Source organism: Micromonospora sp. NPDC049107 (genome assembly GCF_040648595.1).
In the GTDB taxonomy this organism is placed as follows: domain Bacteria; phylum Actinomycetota; class Actinomycetes; order Mycobacteriales; family Micromonosporaceae; genus Micromonospora.
This window is the reverse complement of the sequence record NZ_JBEZEC010000006.1, coordinates 275,124-291,216: the sequence shown is the minus strand read 5'-3', so window position 1 is coordinate 291,216 and position 16,093 is coordinate 275,124. Positions and strand designations below refer to the sequence as shown.

19 protein-coding genes are annotated in these 16,093 nt (G+C 73.2%); 4 read left to right on the top strand and 15 right to left on the bottom strand.

Annotated features, from left to right (window positions below; all coding sequences use genetic code 11):
• Positions 1 to 6: 6 nt before the first annotated feature.
• From AB0B55_RS17150 to AB0B55_RS17130, 5 genes are all read right to left on the bottom strand, one after another.
• Complete coding sequence (locus tag AB0B55_RS17150; protein ID WP_357172164.1) at positions 7 to 1,461, bottom strand: serine/threonine-protein kinase; 1,455 nt, start codon at positions 1,459 to 1,461, stop codon at positions 7 to 9.
• Between the two features lie 93 nt (positions 1,462 to 1,554).
• The gene (locus AB0B55_RS17145; protein ID WP_357121465.1) at positions 1,555 to 1,749 is read right to left on the bottom strand and encodes a hypothetical protein; all 195 of its coding nucleotides are present in this window, start codon (positions 1,747 to 1,749) and stop codon (positions 1,555 to 1,557) included.
• A gap of 2 nt (positions 1,750 to 1,751) precedes the next feature.
• Positions 1,752 to 2,795, bottom strand: coding sequence for a LacI family DNA-binding transcriptional regulator (locus tag AB0B55_RS17140; protein ID WP_357121462.1), 1,044 nt, complete (start codon positions 2,793 to 2,795; stop codon positions 1,752 to 1,754).
• 126 nt (positions 2,796 to 2,921) lie between these two features.
• Positions 2,922 to 3,809, bottom strand: coding sequence for a helix-turn-helix transcriptional regulator (locus AB0B55_RS17135; RefSeq protein WP_357121459.1), 888 nt, complete (start codon positions 3,807 to 3,809; stop codon positions 2,922 to 2,924).
• 138 nt (positions 3,810 to 3,947) lie between these two features.
• Positions 3,948 to 4,187, bottom strand: coding sequence for a DUF397 domain-containing protein (locus tag AB0B55_RS17130; RefSeq protein WP_355050003.1), 240 nt, complete (start codon positions 4,185 to 4,187; stop codon positions 3,948 to 3,950).
• A gap of 269 nt (positions 4,188 to 4,456) precedes the next feature.
• Between AB0B55_RS17130 and AB0B55_RS17125 the strand changes: the two genes are divergently transcribed.
• On the top strand, positions 4,457 to 5,104 hold the full coding sequence (locus AB0B55_RS17125; RefSeq protein ID WP_357122169.1) for a GGDEF domain-containing protein: 648 nt from the start codon (positions 4,457 to 4,459) through the stop codon (positions 5,102 to 5,104).
• A 4-nt stretch (positions 5,105 to 5,108) separates the two neighbouring features.
• On the opposite strand, the gene rox is transcribed toward AB0B55_RS17125, so the two are convergent.
• The 4 genes from rox to AB0B55_RS17105 all read right to left on the bottom strand — a co-directional run bounded on the left by rox (position 5,109) and on the right by AB0B55_RS17105 (position 8,569).
• Positions 5,109 to 6,536 (bottom strand): rifampin monooxygenase, encoded by a 1,428-nt coding sequence (rox, locus tag AB0B55_RS17120; RefSeq protein WP_357121455.1) that lies wholly within the window; start codon positions 6,534 to 6,536, stop codon positions 5,109 to 5,111.
• Between the two features lie 143 nt (positions 6,537 to 6,679).
• On the bottom strand, positions 6,680 to 7,618 hold the full coding sequence (locus AB0B55_RS17115; protein WP_357121452.1) for a phosphotransferase: 939 nt from the start codon (positions 7,616 to 7,618) through the stop codon (positions 6,680 to 6,682).
• Between the two features lie 149 nt (positions 7,619 to 7,767).
• The gene (locus AB0B55_RS17110; protein ID WP_357172163.1) at positions 7,768 to 8,241 is read right to left on the bottom strand and encodes an SRPBCC family protein; all 474 of its coding nucleotides are present in this window, start codon (positions 8,239 to 8,241) and stop codon (positions 7,768 to 7,770) included.
• Entirely contained in the window at positions 8,225 to 8,569 is a 345-nt protein-coding gene (locus tag AB0B55_RS17105) for a metalloregulator ArsR/SmtB family transcription factor (protein WP_355050007.1), read from the bottom strand. The genes AB0B55_RS17110 and AB0B55_RS17105 overlap by 17 nt, the downstream gene beginning before the upstream one ends.
• Before the next feature lie 152 nt (positions 8,570 to 8,721).
• Here AB0B55_RS17105 and AB0B55_RS17100 point away from each other — a divergent pair, with 152 nt between their 5' ends.
• Positions 8,722 to 9,372 carry an NAD(P)H-dependent oxidoreductase gene (locus tag AB0B55_RS17100; RefSeq protein WP_357172162.1) on the top strand — a complete coding sequence of 217 codons (651 nt, stop codon included), beginning with the start codon at positions 8,722 to 8,724 and terminating at the stop codon, positions 9,370 to 9,372.
• Positions 9,373 to 9,399: 27 nt separating this feature from the next.
• Here the strand turns inward: AB0B55_RS17100 and AB0B55_RS17095 are convergent, their stop codons facing one another.
• Entirely contained in the window at positions 9,400 to 9,891 is a 492-nt protein-coding gene (locus tag AB0B55_RS17095) for a type II toxin-antitoxin system PemK/MazF family toxin (RefSeq protein WP_355050009.1), read from the bottom strand.
• A gap of 64 nt (positions 9,892 to 9,955) precedes the next feature.
• Between AB0B55_RS17095 and AB0B55_RS17090 the strand changes: the two genes are divergently transcribed.
• Together AB0B55_RS17090 and AB0B55_RS17085 are read left to right on the top strand one after the other, a co-directional pair.
• Positions 9,956 to 10,471, top strand: coding sequence for an NUDIX domain-containing protein (locus tag AB0B55_RS17090; RefSeq protein WP_357172161.1), 516 nt, complete (start codon positions 9,956 to 9,958; stop codon positions 10,469 to 10,471).
• A 49-nt stretch (positions 10,472 to 10,520) separates the two neighbouring features.
• The gene (locus AB0B55_RS17085; RefSeq protein WP_357172160.1) at positions 10,521 to 11,834 is read left to right on the top strand and encodes a hypothetical protein; all 1,314 of its coding nucleotides are present in this window, start codon (positions 10,521 to 10,523) and stop codon (positions 11,832 to 11,834) included.
• A 22-nt stretch (positions 11,835 to 11,856) separates the two neighbouring features.
• Here AB0B55_RS17085 and AB0B55_RS17080 read toward each other — a convergent pair whose 3' ends face one another.
• The 5 genes from AB0B55_RS17080 to AB0B55_RS17060 are packed head-to-tail and all read right to left on the bottom strand — an operon-like array spanning position 11,857 to position 16,073.
• Complete coding sequence (locus AB0B55_RS17080; RefSeq protein WP_357172159.1) at positions 11,857 to 12,360, bottom strand: DUF2267 domain-containing protein; 504 nt, start codon at positions 12,358 to 12,360, stop codon at positions 11,857 to 11,859.
• Positions 12,361 to 12,420: 60 nt separating this feature from the next.
• The gene (locus AB0B55_RS17075) at positions 12,421 to 12,819 is read right to left on the bottom strand and encodes an NUDIX domain-containing protein (protein WP_357172262.1); all 399 of its coding nucleotides are present in this window, start codon (positions 12,817 to 12,819) and stop codon (positions 12,421 to 12,423) included.
• Between the two features lie 57 nt (positions 12,820 to 12,876).
• The gene (locus AB0B55_RS17070) at positions 12,877 to 14,217 is read right to left on the bottom strand and encodes a hypothetical protein (RefSeq protein ID WP_357172158.1); all 1,341 of its coding nucleotides are present in this window, start codon (positions 14,215 to 14,217) and stop codon (positions 12,877 to 12,879) included.
• Positions 14,214 to 15,035 carry a sugar phosphate isomerase/epimerase family protein gene (locus AB0B55_RS17065; RefSeq protein ID WP_357172157.1) on the bottom strand — a complete coding sequence of 274 codons (822 nt, stop codon included), beginning with the start codon at positions 15,033 to 15,035 and terminating at the stop codon, positions 14,214 to 14,216. The genes AB0B55_RS17070 and AB0B55_RS17065 overlap by 4 nt, the downstream gene beginning before the upstream one ends.
• The gene (locus AB0B55_RS17060; RefSeq protein ID WP_357172156.1) at positions 15,036 to 16,073 is read right to left on the bottom strand and encodes a zinc-binding alcohol dehydrogenase; all 1,038 of its coding nucleotides are present in this window, start codon (positions 16,071 to 16,073) and stop codon (positions 15,036 to 15,038) included.
• Positions 16,074 to 16,093 lie beyond the last annotated feature (20 nt).

Here is a 16,093-nt window from a genome sequence, read left to right as displayed (position 1 = left end):
GACTACTTAGTGGTTGGCGCGATCGGCGGGTAGCTCACGGGTCTGGGCCAGCAGCGCGTCGAGCTGGACGGCGGTCTGCCGGGGCAACCGGTCACGGTCCACCAGTTCGGCGATGGTGTCCCGCAGGTCGGCGATGCGCCGCTCGCGGTCCCGGGTCCGTCGGTTCACGTCGGCGAGGTCGTCGCGCAGGTCCTCGGCGGTTCTGCGGTCGACGTCGCCACGGGCCACCGCCGCGGCGAGCACCTGGTCGAACTCGTCGCTGACCTGCCGGAAGCTGACCGGCAACCCCTGCCCGACGGACGACGGCACGGCGCTGCTGGGGCGGGGCGACGGGGAGGCCGACGTCGCCGGCTTCGGCGACTGCGTCCGGGGCGGGGGCGCCGTGGTGGAGGGCGACGACGGGCCGGCCACCGGCCCGGGGCCGGACGTGTCGGGTGCGCCGATGCCCTGGGTGAGCAGCGCGCCGAGGCCGACCAGCACGGCGAGGCCGGCCGCGACGGCGAGCGCCACGGGCCGGCGCGGACGGCGTCGGACCGGCGCGGACACGACCGGCGCTGGCCGGGCGGCCGAGCGGTCGATCAGGGTCGGCGGGTGGGCGGCCGGGACGATCCGGAGCAGCTCGGTGGGGGGCTCGACCGGCTGGCCGGCGCCGAACCGTCGGGCGAGCTGTGCGGCGCTGGGCCGCCGGGCCGGGTCGGCGGCGAGGCAGGTGAGGGTCAGCTCGGCGATGTCGGCGGGTAGGCCGGGCACTCGCAGCGGAGGCACCGGTGTGCGCCGCTGGTGCACCTCGATGGCGTCCTCCCAGCTCTGTACGGGCAGCGGCGCCGCGCCGGTGAGCATGCGGTAGAGCACCGCGCCGAGGGCGTACACGTCGCTGGCCGGGTCGGGCGGACCGGCGGCGAGGCGCTCCGGGGCGAAGTACGCGGGTGTGCCCATCACCGGCTCGCCGGACTGGCTGTCGAGCCCACCGAGCGCGGCGATGCCAAAGTCGAGCACCTTGGCCCCGGTGTCGGTGAGCATGACGTTGGCCGGCTTCACGTCGCGGTGTACCACCCCGATGCGGTGCGCGGCGGCCAGCGCGGCGGCGATGTGCCCGGCCACCCGGACCGCCTCCGGCCAGGGCAGCGGGCCGGAGCGCAGCCGGTCGGCGAGGTTGTGGCCCTCGACCAGCTCCATCACCAGGTACGGGACGACGACGCCGCTGGCCAGGGTCGCCTCGGCGTAGTCGTACACCTGGGTGACGTGCGGGTGGGTCAGCCGGGCGGCCGCGCGGGCCTCGCGCCGGATGGTGGCCCGCAGGTGCGGGTCGGCGGCGAGCTGGCCGGCGAGTACCTTGATCGCCACCGGCCGGCCGAGCACGTCGTCGTCGGCCCGCCACACCTCGGACATGCCGCCGAGACCGATCCGCTCGTGCAGCACGTAGCGGTCGTGGAGGCGGAGGGTGGGGGTGAAGGGTGACATGGCCAGACCAGTCTGCCCGGCGAGTGCGCGATCGACCACCCTACGTGTCCGGACCGGCACCGTTCGTCCCCGGAGTGCCGGAATGGGCGGTGATCAGGAGCAGCGGGGCACCGGCCGAGGCTGGATCCGGTCGGCGAGCCGGCGCAGGGCGACGGCGGTCAACTGCCGGGTCGGGGCGAGCAGCGGCCGACGGACGCGCTCGACGACGACCGGGGCGTCCGGTCGGGCCGAGGTGACGTGGCGGTTCATCGCGTCCAGGGCGGTGACGTATCCGGTCGGGAATTCCATGGTCAACTCCTGACATGAGGTCCGGTGGAGGCCCGGACGACGAGTTCGGTGGGTAGCAGCACGTGACCCGCGGCAGCGTCCGTGGGTGGGTCGAGCAGCAGTTCGGCGGCGATCCGGCCCTTCTCCTGCGCCGGCTGCCGGACGGTGGTGAGGCCGGCCGCCGCCGCCTCGGGGACGTCGTCGAACCCGGTCACCGAGACCGGCGGGTGGGTGCCGCCCGGTCGCCGGGCCAGGGCGTCGAGCACGCCGAGGGCGAGCACGTCGGCGCCGGCCAGCACGGCCGTGGGCGGCTCGGGCCGGTCGAACAGCCCGGCGACGGCGGCCGACGCGGCGTGGCCGCTGTTGCCGGGGGCGTTGAGCAGTATCAGCTCCGACCAGGCGACGCCGACCTCGGCGAACGCGTCGGCGAAGCCGGCGAGCCGGCCACGGGTCGTCGGGTGCCGGGCGTGCTCGAACCCGGCCAGGGTCACCGGACCGGCGGGCGCGTCGGGCAGGACGGAGTCCACGAGCAGGGCGACCCGCCGGTGGCCGAGACCGGCCACGTGCGCGGCGACGCCGCGCGCGGCGGCCCGCTCGTCGATGCCGACGAACCGCTCGTCGGCGGCGGCGTCGTCGCGTACGGCCGTGCTGACGTACGGCAGGCCGCGCGCCCGGATGACGTCCAGCGCCCACTCCTCGTCGGCCACGCAGTACACGCAGAAGCCGTCGACGGCGGCATTCTCCACGGCCCGCCGGGCGTCGGCCTGCGCCTGCGGCAGGGGCACGAGCAGCATGCTGGTGCCGTGTCGCTCGGCCGCGACGCCCACGCCGGCGAGGAAGCGGACGGCGAAGGGGTCGGTGAAGGCGTACGACAGCTGCGACGTGAACAGCACCCCGATCGAGCCGACGAAGCCACGGCGCAGGGAGCGGGCGGTCGGGTTGGGTCCCGGGTAGCCGAGCTGGCGCGCGGCGGCGAGGATGCGCTCGCGCAGGGCCGACGAGAGCTGGTCGGGGCGACTGTAGGCATTGGACACGGTGCTGCGGGAGACACCGACGGCGTCCGCCACGGCTTGCAGTGTCGGCTTCACTCGACGCCCCTCTGTATCGATTCAGACTGGATCGATACAGAGACTAGCCCGCCACGTCGGCAACGGTCAATGCGAATGAACCCGCGCGCGCCCCTCAGGGCACCGTCACCGCGGGTAGGTCTCCTCCAGCAGCCGGCCCAGGATCTCCGGCGTACGCTCCGGCGGCTCCGCCTCGACGCAGAGCCGCTCCATGGCCACGGCGTAGTAGTCGAGGTCGTCGCGCTTGTCCAGGTAGAGGGCGCTGGTCAACTGTTCGATGTAGACGATGTCGGGCAGCTCCTGGTCACCGAAGCGCAGGATGGTGAAGGCGCCACCGGCCGCCGCGTGACCACCTGCGGCGAAGGGGATGACCTGAAGTCGGACGGTGGGCGACTTGGTCGCCTCGATGAGCGCGGTGAGCTGGCCCCGCATCACCTCTGGACCGCCGATCGGCCGGCGCAGCGCCGCCTCGTCCACCACGGCCCAGAGCAGCGGCGGCTTGTCCCGGAGCAGCAGTTGCTGACGCTGCATCCGCAGATCCACCCGGCGGTCGATCTCGGCGACGCCGGCGCCGCCGTGCCCGAGCAGCACGACCGCCCGGGCGTACTCCCGGGTCTGCAACAGGCCGGGGACGAACTGCACCTCGTAGCTGCGGATCAGCGCCGCCGCCGCCTCCAGGCCCAGGTAGGACTGGAACCAACTGGGCAGCACGTCGCCGTAACGGTGCCACCAACCGGGACTGTTGGCGTCCCGCGCGAGCTTGAGCAGCGCGTCGCGCTCCCCCTCGTCGCTGACGCCGTAGAGGGTGAGCAGGTCGGAGACGTCCCGTTCCTTGAAGCCGACCCGGCCCAGCTCCATCCGGCTGATCTTCGACTCAGAGGAGCGGATCTCCCACCCGGCGCCCTCCCGGGTCACCCCGCTGGACTCCCGCAGCCGACGAAGCTGGGCGCCGAGCAGCATGCGCAGCACGGTTGGCCCGGTTGTCGGGCCGCCCTCGGCGGGAACCATCGTCACGTGCGGACCTCCGGATACCGACCACGTGGCCGGGCACCGAGCCCGACCGACGTGTAAGCATGCCATGGACCGACAGTGAGGTGAACTCCTCCGGACCGGCGATTCAGTCCCATCGCTGGGACCGCCCGGCGCGGCCCTTCAGTTGATCAGATGGTCGAAGTCCCCGTCGCGGGCGCCGAGCACGAAGGCGGCGATCTCGTCCACTGTGTAGATCAGCGCCGGACCTTCCGGATGACGCGAGTTGCGGACGGCGATGCCGGCCCCTCCCGGCAGTTCGGCGAGTTCGACGCAGTTGCCGCTCGGGTTGCTACGGCGACTCTTCTGCCAGGTCAGATGGGGCAACTGAGGGATCGGAACGCCATTGGGTGGCTGCTGCATGAGAGGCGTCTTTCTGCTCACGAGCCCGCCGGTGCCCGTGGGAGGAGCGGTGACGCGGCGAGGGTGCGGTATCGGGGTCGGACCGTATGCACGTGCATCTGCTATTGCATCTGCACCGGATGGCGAGCATGATAACGCACGTGATCGGTGCTTATCCGTTCACTTTGCGTTACCCCGAGCGGGGTGATGACCAGGGAAAACTGACACCGACGCGGCAGGCGCGCCGCGCAGACCGGAGGCGGGAGGCGGTCGCGGCGATGGGAGGTCTCCTGCCGGATCCGATGAGCGTTGCCTCCGGCGTCTGTGCGGCGGGTGCCCTGCTCTCCTCCTGGCAACTGCGTCGCCGCGCCGTACGCGCCGAGGCCGAGATCGAACACCTCCAGGCCGAGCTGGCCGCCGAACGCCACGCCGCCAGCCACGACCCGCTCACCGGGCTGCCCAACCGCCGCGCCTTCTACCGTCTCGCGGCCGCCCTGCTCACCAACGCCGACGGTGAGCCGCTGATCGCCATCGTGCTCGACCTCGACGACTTCAAGCAGATCAACGACCGGTACGGGCACGCCGCCGGCGACCAGGTGCTGATCAGCGTCGCGGAACGACTGGCCGGGTTCGCGGGCGACAACCTCGTCGCCCGCCTCGGCGGCGACGAGTTCGCGGGGCTGCTCGCCAGCCCGACCGTCGACCGACGCTGGATCGAGCACGCCACCCGACGCCTCAGCGAGACCGTCGCCGCGCCGATCCGGCTGACCGGGTGCAGTGTCCGGGTCACCGCGTCGGTGGGGCTCGCCCCGGTGACCTGTCCGGCCCAGCTCACCGACGCGCTCAGCCGCGCCGACGCGGCCATGTACCAGGCGAAGAGCCTCTCCGGCCCGCGGGCGCCGCGACAGCTCGTCGACAGCGCCCGCTTCGTGGAGTAGCGGCTCAGGTGGCGCTCGCGCCGAACCACCGGCGCAGCTGACCCACCAGGTCGGTCTGATCGTCACCGACCCACGCCACGTGGCCGTCCGGACGCAGCAGCACACCGGGTACGTCGAACCCGTCACCGACGTCGACGACGTGGTCGACCCGGTCCGCCCAACCGGCGGCCGAGAGGCGACCGGTCGCGTCGAGCAGCAGCCCGCGGCCGGCGCGCATCAGTTCGTAGAGACGTCCACGGGTCAGCCGGACGTCCCGCAGGTGCCGCCCCAGCAGCTCGTGACCCGCGCCGAAGTCGTAGCGGACCCCGATCGCGGTGACCTTCTCGATCAGGTACCGGTTCACGTCCTCGAAGTCCATCAGCTCCGCCAACAGGTGGCGTACCGCCTGCGGCCCCGGATCCGGTGACAGCAGGAACATCTGCGCACGGGTGTTGACGAGGACGTCGGCGGCCACCGGGTGCCGCTCGGCGTGGTAGCTGTCCAGCAGCCCGTCGGGCGCCCAGCCGGCGACCTCGGCGGCCAGTTTCCAACCGAGGTTGACCGCGTCCTGGATGCCGAGGTTGAGGCCCTGCCCGCCGGTCGGTGGGTGGATGTGCGCGGCGTCGCCGGCCAGCAGCACCCGGCCGACCCGGTAACGCTCGGCCAACCGGGTCGCGTCACCGAAGCGGGACAGCCAGCGCGGCGAGTGCACGCCGAAGTCGGTGCCCGCGTACGCCCGCAGTTGCTGTTGGAACTCCTCGATGGTCGGCGGGACATCGCGGTCCTCGGCCACCCCCTCGGCGGGCACGAGGACCCGGTACACGCCGTCTCCGAGTGGCCCGAGACCGAAGCGGAGGTGGGTCCTGCGCACCTCGGCGACCACGTCCGCCACCGTCTGCGGGGATACCCCCACCTCCATCTCGCCCAGCAGCGAGTCGACCCGGCTGGGTTCACCGGGGAAGTCGACGCCGAGCAGCCGACGGACCGTGCTCCGGCCGCCGTCGCAGCCGACCACGAAGCGCGACCGCAACCGCGTCCCGTCGGCCAGCTCCACCGTCACCCCGTCGTCGTCCTGGCGCAACCCGACCACCTCGCTGCCGCGCCGGACCTCGACGCCGACCTCCACGGCGTGCTCCGCCAGCAGGCGGTCCGTGGTGGTCTGCGGGATGCCGAGGACGTACGCGTGGGCACTGTCGAGGCCGCCCGGCGGCGGCTTGGGGATCGCCGCGAAGTAGCCCCCGAGCGGATGCCGCGTACCCAGGGCGAGGAAGCGCTCCAGCAGTCCGCGCTGGTCCATGATCTCGATGCTGCGCGCGTGCAGGCCGAGGGAACGGACGAAGCGGGTCGGCTCGGCATCCCTTTCCAGCACGACAACGCGTACGTCGTGCAGTCGCAACTCACCGGCGAGCATCAGACCGGTCGGTCCGCCGCCGGCAATGATGACATCGATCACGATTCCCCCCGATTTTCCCAGGTTTGGGCTTCGGGTGACGATTCTGCGGCACGACGGGGGTCTTGCCGCAAGACCCCGGGTGCGATATACGTTAGAGGTGGCAGGGAGCCGGATCCCCCTGCCGTTTCGCGTTTCCGGGCCGCTCAGCGCCGTTCGTCGAGGTCACGCAGCGCGGTGTCGGCGAGGGTGACCAGGCCGACCGGCGACACGAGCCCACGGACGATCCGGGCGGCCGTCGCGCGATCGTCGGGGCCGCCGGTGGGGTCCAACGCCTGGCGGGTCCAGTCGCTGAGGTCGTCGAGCGCGCGTACCGCGAGGAACCAGGCCAGCCGCGCCGCGTCGATGTCGACCGCGCCGTACCCGGCGAGCACGGCCCTCTCCTGCCCGGGGGTGATCGGCGCGAAGGCGAGCACCCCGCCCACGACGAACATCAGGTCACACTCGCGCGGGGCGAGCACGGCGTCGTCCCAGTCGATCAACCAGACCTGGCCGTCCGGGCCGAGCAGCAGGTTGCCCAGATGGGGATCGCCGTGGCAGACCACCGCCGACCCCGACCGGTGGGCGGCGAGTCGCTCGACCCCGGCGAGCAGGGTGGACACCCGGTCGGCGTTCGCCGCCCAGCGTGCCGCCAGGTCGGCGACCAGCGGATCGCCCGAGTCGACCTGGTCACGGAGCCGTCCGGCCACGTCCCTGGTCGCGGCCACAATCGAGGGGTACGCGTCACCGCCGCCCGGTAGCAGCCGTTCCAGTTCGCCGGTCACCGGGACCGCGTGCACGGCGGCCAGCAGTTCCCCGTACGCACGCCAGTGCGCCTCGCTCATCGGGCCGTCCAGCGCCCGCAGGTCGGACACCCACGGGACCACGGAGAGGCGTACCCCGTCACGCTCGGCGTACAGCCGCCCGGCACGGGTGCGGACCGGCGCCGCGACCCCGGGCACGCCCCGCTCGGCCAGGTGCGCGGCCACGATCAGGCCGGCCGGCGTACCGCCACCGCTGACCTTGACGGCATACCGCCCACCGTCGCCCGTCCCACCCCGCCACAGCCGAGCCCGCACATCAGCCCCGTGCGGGATCTCGTCCACAACGGACAACCGAAGCCCAAACGCCTCCTGAACCCACTCCACAACCCCCACACCCCACACCCCACACCCCACCCGTGTTGATCAAGAGGTTCGCGTCACGATCGGCTCGTATTCTGACGCGAACCTCTTGATCAACGTGGTCCGGTCCGTCAGTGCAGGGTGGACAGGTGCCGGTCTAGGGCCGCGTACGACTCGGCGGTGCCCTGCGCCATGCCGGCCTCGACCATGCCGTCGCGCTGGGCGGCGGTGTCGAAGCGAGTGGTGCTGGTCAGCAGCGTGCCGCCGTCCAGCTCGGCGAAGACAAGCGTCTCCACCGCCACCTGGCCGGGCATGCCCTCGAACTCGAAGGTCTGCACGATCCGCTCCGGCGCGGTGATCTGCCGGAACTCACCCCGGAAGGCGTAGTCGTTGCCGTCCGGAGCGTGCTCGACGATGCGATAGCGGCCACCCTCGCGGAAGTCGATCTCGACGTCCGCCGGATTGCCCCGGCACCACCATCGCTTGAGGTGCTCGGCCTGGGTGTGCGCGGCGAAGACGAGGTCTCGCGGGGCGTCGAACGAACGGACCGTCGTGATGTCCCGCTCGGAGGACACGTCGACCGTCAGGTCACGGGTCTCGGTCATGGCTGGTCTCCTTCAGGTCGTGTAGATAGTCGTCGAGGGCGTCGTAGCGTTCGGCCCAGAGCCGGCGGTACTGGTCCACCCACTCGGCGACGGTGCGCAGCGGCGTCGGATCGAGGCGGCACCGCCGCCACTGGGCGTCGCGGGTCCGCACGATCAGCCCGGCGCGCTCCAGCACCCCCAGGTGCTTGGAGATGGCCTGGACGCTGATCGGGAACGGCGCGGCCAGTTCGTTGACCGTCGCCTCACCGGTGGCGAGCCGGGCCAGGATGGCGCGGCGGGTCGGGTCGGCGAGCGCGCCGAACACGGCGCTGACCGGGTCCGCTGTCATGTCGCTTTCAACCACCTAGCTAATTAACCGACAGGTTGAATCTACAGCTCGACCGCCGACTGTCAACGGTTTCACCGGACCAGGACCGTGATTCGACCCGACACACGGGTACGGGGAGAACAGCCCGATACGACCGACGAGAGGAACCCCTCGTGGTGAGCGTCCGCGCCCTGGTACTCAACTGCACCCTCAAGCCGTCGCCGGCCCCCTCCAGCTCAGAGCAACTGGGCCGGGAGGTGCTGGCCGAACTGGCCCGTCAGGGCGTGGACGGCGAGATCGTCCGGGTGGTCGACCACGACGTGCGCTTCGGGGTGTCGACCGACGAGGGCAACGGCGACGGTTGGCCCGCCATCCGCGCCAAGCTGCTCGACGCCCAGATCCTCATCATCGCCACGCCCATCTGGCTCGGCCAACCCGCGAGCGTCACCAAGATGGTCCTCGAACGCCTCGACGCCGAGCTGTCCGAGACCGACCACGAGGGACGACTGCTCACCTACGGCAAGGTGGCCGGCGTCGCGGTCGTCGGCAACGAGGACGGCGCGCACCACACCATCGCCGAGGTGCAGGGAGCGCTCAACGAGGTGGGGTTCACCGTCGCCGCCGCCGGAGCGACCTACTGGGTCGGTGAGGCCCTGCACAAGGTGGACTACCGCGACGCCGGCCCCAAGACCGACACCACCGGCCGCACCACCAAGGCCCTGGCGCTCAACAGCGCCCACCTGGCCCGGTTGCTCGCCGAACAGCCGTACCCGCCGCCGGACGCGCAGGGCGCCGCGGTCGGTCCGAGCCGCGAGCCGGCCTGACGGTCCGTCCGGCCGCCGAGGGTACGGTCAGCGCCAGCCGTAGCCGGCGCGCAGCGCCTGCCCGACCCGGTCGAACCGGGGCCGATCCAGCACGGCGCCCTCGCGGCGGATGCTGTCCTCGCGCATGGTGAGCACCCGGTCCAGCCGGACCCAGCTCGGCCGCTTGTCCCGGTCCCACTCGCCGGGGCCGAGCGCGAACCAGTGCCGCTGCCCGTCCCGCTCGCTCTGACTGGACAGCATCAGCCCGAACAGCGTCCGGCTGTGCCGCCCCACCACCAGCACCGGGCGGTCCTTGCCCTGGCGGGGGTCGTCCTCGTACGGCACCCACGTCCAGACGATCTCACCCGGGTCGGCCTGGCCGTCGACCTCCGGCGCGTAGCTCAGCTCGCGCCGCTGCAACGCGTTCACCTGCCGGGGGCGGGCCACCCGCGCCGGTGACGGCCCGGTACGCCGGGGCGACGGAATTGCCGCGCCCACCCGGGAGATGCGTTGCGCCACGTTCCTCAACAGACCAGCCACGGCGGGCAGCCTACCGGCCCCCGCGCGGTCCCCCGGAGCCGGAGCGCTGCGGCAGACTGAGCCGATGGACCACCTACCCGACGACCTGCCGATCCTCGAACGGCGCGCGGTGCGCGTGGTCGTCATCGACGACTCCGACCGGGTGTTGCTGTTCCACACCCGCGACCCGGACCACCCTCGGCTCGGCACCTGGTGGGAGCTGCCCGGCGGCGGCATGGACCCGGGCGAGACGTACCGCGAGACCGCGGTGCGGGAACTGCGCGAGGAGACTGGCATCGTCGTCACCGCCGACCAGGTGGGCGCGCCGACCTGGCGACGGCGGGCCAGCTTCCTGCACCGCCAGTTGCGCCACGTCCAGGACGAGGTGATCGTCGCCGTACGACTGACCGGTCCCGGCCCGGACGTGGACGAGACGGACCGACTCGACTACGAGCGGGAGGACTACTTCGGCTTCCGCTGGTGGCCACTTGCCGACGTGGTGACCAGCGCCGAACGCTTCTATCCCGGTCAGCTCCCTCGGCTGATCACGCCCCTCCTTGCCGGTGAGCGGATCGACGAGCCGTTCGAGCTGTGGTCGTGACCGGGCCGGTGCGGATGCCGGACCGGGTCGCGCCGGGCAGAGTGGAGGCATGACGACCGACCTGCACGGCCCGCTGTCCGCGTACGCCGAACGGCTGCACGCCGCCATCGGCGATCGGCACCACGTCGCCTCCCCGCTCGGCGCCTGGCTGCTGCTCGCCGTCAGCGCCGCGACGACCGAAGCCGCCCAGGCGACCGGCCTGCACACGGCCGACGCGGACGCGGCGAGCGGGCCAGAAGCGGTAGCCGGGTCAGACGCGGCGGCCCGGTACGCGACGGGCGAGCGGCTGGCGGCGGCTCTGGGCACCGATCTGGCCAGCGCGGCCGACGTGGCCCGCACGCTGCTGGACGCGCCGCACCCGCTGGTCGCGTCCGCCACGGCGTTGTGGCTGCGAGCGGTTCGAGGAGTCGACGAGCCGGCCGGATGGCGGGCCACGCTCCCCGCGACGACCGAGGTCGGCCCGCTCCCCGACCAGGCCGGCCTGGACGCCTGGGCGCGCGAGCACACCGACGGCCTGATCGAGACGTTCCCCCTGAAGGTCCGCCCGGACGTGGTGTTCGCCCTGGCCAGCGCGCTCGCCACCCGGATCTCGTGGGCCGAGCCGTTCGACGTCACCGACGCCCGCGCGCTGGGTCCCGGTAGCGCCTGGGCGGGCGACCTCCGTCAGGCGTTGCGCAGCCCGAGCCACGGGCACCAGGGGGCCATCGTCACGACCGAGCGGGCCGGCGACGTGATCGTGCACGCCGCCCGCGCCCAGGCAACCGACGGCGCGGGGCTGGTGGTCCTCTCGGTGGCCGCCGCGCCGCACGTGCCGGCGGGCGATGTGCTCGCCGCCGCGTACCGACTCAGCGTTGGCGCGGCCGACGGCGCGCAACCGACGGGTCGGCGGTCACTGTTCGACCTGCCGCTCGGCGAGACCCCGCTGTGGACGCTGCGCGAGGAGCGGGTCCGGACCCGCGCGCGCGACGGCCGCGAGGAGCGGCATCAGGCGGTACTCCCCTGCTGGTCGGCGCGGAGCGAGCACGATCTCATGGCCGCGACGCTGGGCTTCGAGGCCGCGGCCGGCACACTGGCTCGGGCACTCGGCCAACCGGTCCAGGGCTTCGAGGCGGGTCAGGTGGCGATGGCCCGGTACGGCCGGTACGGGTTCGAGGCGGCGGCGGTGACCGGGATGTTCGGCACGGTCAGCCTGCCCCCGGAGGGAGTCGCCCGTACTGCCGAGCTGCGCTTCGGCCACCCGTACGCCGTGGTGGCCGTCGCCACCGACAGCAGGGCCGACGGGACCACCGGCCCGTGGCACGGGGTGCCGGTCTTCTCCGCCTGGGTCACCGAGCCCGAGGAGCTGCCCGACGCCGAGAGCTGACGCCGTCGATCCGCACCGGATATCACCAATCGCTCGTCGGCCAGGCGGGATCGGGCTCGCTCCCGTCGCGGGGCAGTCGGGCCACCATCTCGTGGAACTCCCGTACGGTCACCGCCTCGCGCAGGGTCGCGAAGACGGCGCCCGTGCCCAGCCGTGCCGTGGCCGCGTCCACTCCGGCACGCTGGCTCACCCGGCGTAGGAAGTCCACCGGACCGGCGTCCATGGGCGGCGGCGTGGCCGGTCCGCCGACGACGAGACCCACCCCGGCGTCGAGCCCGTCACCGTCGGTCGTCACGGCCGGGACCGGGTCGGTCGGGTGGGCGTCCGGGGCGAAGTCGTACAGGTAGCCGTCGACCTGGTCGGGGAGGTGCCCGGCGGGGTCGGGCGAGGCACCGGTGACGCGTTCCGCCATCGTGGTGAGCACCGCGCGGGCGAGAGCGGCAGCCTGCCCGGTCGGTAGGCCGGAACGCCGGGACACCGCGTCGATGAAGTGCCCAAACCCGTCGCCGCCCGCGCTGTCGGTCACGCCGGGGCGGTTACCCGCGCCCGACGGGGGCAAACAGCGCCGGATGCGGGCCGGCGACCCTCATCGCAGCAGGTCGGCCGCCACCAGGTGGTCGAAGATGAGCTGGTCGACCGGGGAGGTGCGGTGCCGGTCGGCGTACCCGAGCCAGGCCATCTCGGCGATCTCGCTGGCCGGCCGCAACCGTCCCCGGTATCCGGCCTGGTAGCAGGTCATCCGCACCGCGACGCCGGCCGCGTGCCCGTGCGCCTGCGCGGTGAACGTGCCCAGGTGCGTCGCCCCGCGCACGTCCACCTCGACGCTCAACTCCTCACCGATCTCCCGGCGCAGGGTCTCCAGATCGCTCTCCCCGGGCTCGCGCTTGCCGCCGGGCAGGTACCACACGTCCTTGCCCTGCGACCGGGTGCTCAGCACCCGCCCGTCCTCGATCAGGATCCACGCCACCTTGTCGATCTCGCGCACGCCGCCTCCCGCCTCGCTGGGAGCGCGCACGCTACCACCTGACGCCGGCGGGAACATTCACGCGGCGAGCAGGTCGAGCAGGAGCGCGGCGGTCCAACCGAACGCCGGTGAGCCCAGCCCGGCCCCCGTGTCGGGATGGAAGTACTCGTGGCAGCCCGCGCCGGCCACCAGATCGATCATCGAACGGCGAAGGCCGGCGGCCAGCTCCGGGTGACCGTGGACGGTCAGCCCGCGCCGCACCAGCCAGCCGATGTTCAGCCAGCTCGGCCCCCGCCAGTAGCGCAGCGGCTCGAAGTCGGGCGCGGTGCGGTCGTAGCTGGGCAGCGGCCGATCCATTCGTTCGGCCACCCCGAAGCGCGCCGACGTCGCCTCGACGACGAGCGCGTCGACCTGCCGGGCAGGCAGGTTGGGCAGCAGCAACGGCGCGAGCCCGAGCACGGTACGCGCGCCGATGAGCCGTCCGGCGCGCAGGTCGCGGGGCTGGAACGTGCCGGTGACCGGGTCGTACAGCCGTCGTACCAACGCCTCGGTGACGCGGTCCGCGCGGAGCCGGTGCGGGCCCGGGTCGAAGCCGGTCAGCCTGGCGATGTCGGCCAGCGCGTGCTCGGCGGAGCCGAACGCGGCGTTGAACAGCGGGCACTCCACCAGGAACGGATGGTCGTCGGCCAGGTGACGGTCGGCGTAGCCGTGGCCGCGGTAGGCCGCGACGATCGCCAGGTAGCGCGCGTAGTCCAGGTCCGTGGGGCGGTGCGCGGCGTCGGCGTGCGCGGTGTCGTGGCGACGGTACGCGCGCATCACGGCCGCCTCGGCGTGGACCGCGGCCATCGGCTCGTCCCAGGCGGGGCTGTTGTCCAGACCGGACTCCCACGGGTGTACGACGCACACCAGCCCGTCGCCGGCCACATCCCGCCGCTCGGCCAGATAGCGCTGCTGGGCGACCAGCGCCGGGTAGAGCCGGCGCAGCGCGGCCAGTCCACTCTGGTCGGGCACCCGCCGATAGGCCAGCAGCGCGGCGAGCGCGTGCACCGGCGGCTGGACCAGGCCGGAGGTGTCGACCCCCGGTGCGCCCGGCACGTCGGCCGAGCGCCACAGGTCCGGGCCGGGGAAGTACGCGCCGACCCGCAGCGCCGGATTGAACACGATGTGCGGTACCCGTCCGTCGGCCCACTGCGCCCGGAACAGACTCGCCAGCTCCCGCCAGGCCCGCCCGGGCCGGACGTGGGCCAGCCCGATCGCGATGAACGCCGAGTCCCAGCTCCACTGGTGCGGGTAGAGCGTGCGCGACGGCACCGTGTGGTCGTGCTCCCAGTTCGCGTCGAGGGTGGCGACGGCCAGCCGGCTCAGCCCGGCCGGCTCGGCCGTACCACCGATGCGGGCCGGTACGGCGTCGGCGGTCATGCGGCGGCCCGGCGGGGCAGCGCGTGCCGCAGCACCGTGACGGCCTCGCCGAGGGCGCGGACGGGGTCGCCGCGGAGCCGGCACTCGAGGGACAGCCAGCCCCGGTAGTCCAGCTCCAGCAGGGTCCGTACGAGCCCGGTCCAGTCGAGGTGCCCGGCGCCCGGCTGGTACCGGTTGGAGTCGCTGACCTGCACGTGCCCGAGGTACGGGGCGGCGGCCCGCAGCGCCCGGTGCACGTCGTCCTCCTCGATGTTCATGTGGAAGGTGTCGGCGACCACCCGGACCGAGGGCAGCCCGAGGGCGGCGCACAGGGCGACCGCCTCGTCGAGCCGGTTGACCATGTGGTCCTCGTACCGGTTGAGGGGTTCGAGGAACAGGGTGACCCCCTCGGCCCGAGCGTGTTCGCCCAGCTCGCCGAGGGCGTCCAGGAGCACCTGCCGGTCGCCGGCCGGCGGGCGTGGCGGTTCGAAGGGCGGCAGCCGCCGGGAGAACATCCCCCAGGCGGCGGGGGTCATCACCCCGATGCCGCCCAGCTCGGCGATGACCGAGAGCTGGGAGCGCAGGTTGCGGACCGCGTCGGCGGACCGGTCGGGGTCGAAGTCGCCGATGAAGTGGGTCATCTCGACGCAGACGGTGGGCATCACCACGCCGGCGGCGCGGGCCCGGCGCAGTTCGGGCAGGCGGCGGGCGAACGCGAGGTCACCGCGACCGCGCAGCTCGATGCCCTGGTAGCCGAGCGCGGTGGCGAGGGCGTACTTCTGGATCAGGTTGGTGCCCGGCAGGAGTTGTTCCTGGCAGGCGAGCGCGATGGTGGTCATCTAGAACCTCAACACCACTTGGAGGACGTCACCGGCGCCGCGGTCGAGCAGCGCGAGGGCGTCGGCGACCGCGCTGGCGTCGACGATGTGGCTGACCAGCGGCAGCGGGTCGACGCTGCGGTCGGCCACCAGCTCCATGAAGGTCTGTGCCACCCGGTCACCGGTCCACCGGCCGGCCATGCCCGGCGCGGGGGTGGGCCCGGAGACCTGGGCGGCCACCAGCTGGATGCGGTTGTGGTGGAACTCCTCGCCGAGGCCGAGCCCGTCGGCCTGGCCCTGGTAGAAGCCGGCGGCCACGACCCGGCCGGCGTGCGCGGTGGAGCGGATCGCCTCGTGCAGCGCCGGGTACGCCCCGGACAGCTCCAGGCAGACGTCCGCGCCCCGGCCGCCGGTGGCCTCGCGCAGCACGGTGGCGGCGGACCGGACCTCGGCGTCCACGGTGGTCCGTGCGCCGTAGTGGGTGGCGTGGGCCAGCCGGACGGGCACCCGGTCGACAGCCACCACCCGGGCGCCGGACAGCGCCGCGAGGCGGGTGGCGAGCAGCCCGATGACGCCCTGCCCGAAGACGCCGACCCAGTCGCCCAGGTGCAGGTCGCCGGCGAGCACGGCGGTCAGCGCGATGGCGCCGGGCCGGGCGAAGACCGCGGCGAGCGGGTCCAGCCCGACGGGCAGGGGTCGGACCGCGTCGGCGGGGAGCACGGCCTCGGCGCGGTGCCCCCAGATGCCCCACACGAGCTGGCCCGGATGCCGGTCGGCGACCTCTGCGGCCACCTCGACGACCTCGCCGACCTCCTCGTAACCGAAGCCGACCAACGGGTACGGCACGGGGGCCTGACGGGGGACGAACATGCGGGCGGTGTCGTCCCAGTCCTTGCGGAGCCGGGGATTGCTGCCCCGGTAGAGGGTCAGCTCGGTGCCGGCGGAGATGCCCGAGTAGCAGGTGCGGACCCGGACCTGGCCGGGACCGAGCGAATCTGGCGGGCAGGGCTCGAGACTGATCTGTCGAGGCCCGGCGAGGGAGACCACCCAGTTGCCCATGTGTCACATCCCGGTAGCAC

Excerpts from the sequence above, each read along its gene's own strand:
- AB0B55_RS17150 (WP_357172164.1), bottom strand. The coding sequence starts at position 1,461 with ATGTCACCCTTCACCCCCACCCTCCGCCTCCACGACCGCTACGTGCTG.
- AB0B55_RS17145 (WP_357121465.1), bottom strand. The coding sequence starts at position 1,749 with ATGGAATTCCCGACCGGATACGTCACCGCCCTGGACGCGATGAACCGC.
- AB0B55_RS17130 (WP_355050003.1), bottom strand. The coding sequence starts at position 4,187 with ATGCAGCAGCCACCCAATGGCGTTCCGATCCCTCAGTTGCCCCATCTG.
- AB0B55_RS17110 (WP_357172163.1), bottom strand. The coding sequence starts at position 8,241 with ATGACCGAGACCCGTGACCTGACGGTCGACGTGTCCTCCGAGCGGGAC.
- AB0B55_RS17105 (WP_355050007.1), bottom strand. The coding sequence starts at position 8,569 with ATGACAGCGGACCCGGTCAGCGCCGTGTTCGGCGCGCTCGCCGACCCG.
- AB0B55_RS17090 (WP_357172161.1), top strand. The coding sequence starts at position 9,956 with ATGGACCACCTACCCGACGACCTGCCGATCCTCGAACGGCGCGCGGTG.
- AB0B55_RS17085 (WP_357172160.1), top strand. The coding sequence starts at position 10,521 with ATGACGACCGACCTGCACGGCCCGCTGTCCGCGTACGCCGAACGGCTG.
- AB0B55_RS17070 (WP_357172158.1), bottom strand. The coding sequence starts at position 14,217 with ATGACCGCCGACGCCGTACCGGCCCGCATCGGTGGTACGGCCGAGCCG.
- AB0B55_RS17065 (WP_357172157.1), bottom strand. The coding sequence starts at position 15,035 with ATGACCACCATCGCGCTCGCCTGCCAGGAACAACTCCTGCCGGGCACC.
- AB0B55_RS17060 (WP_357172156.1), bottom strand. The coding sequence starts at position 16,073 with ATGGGCAACTGGGTGGTCTCCCTCGCCGGGCCTCGACAGATCAGTCTC.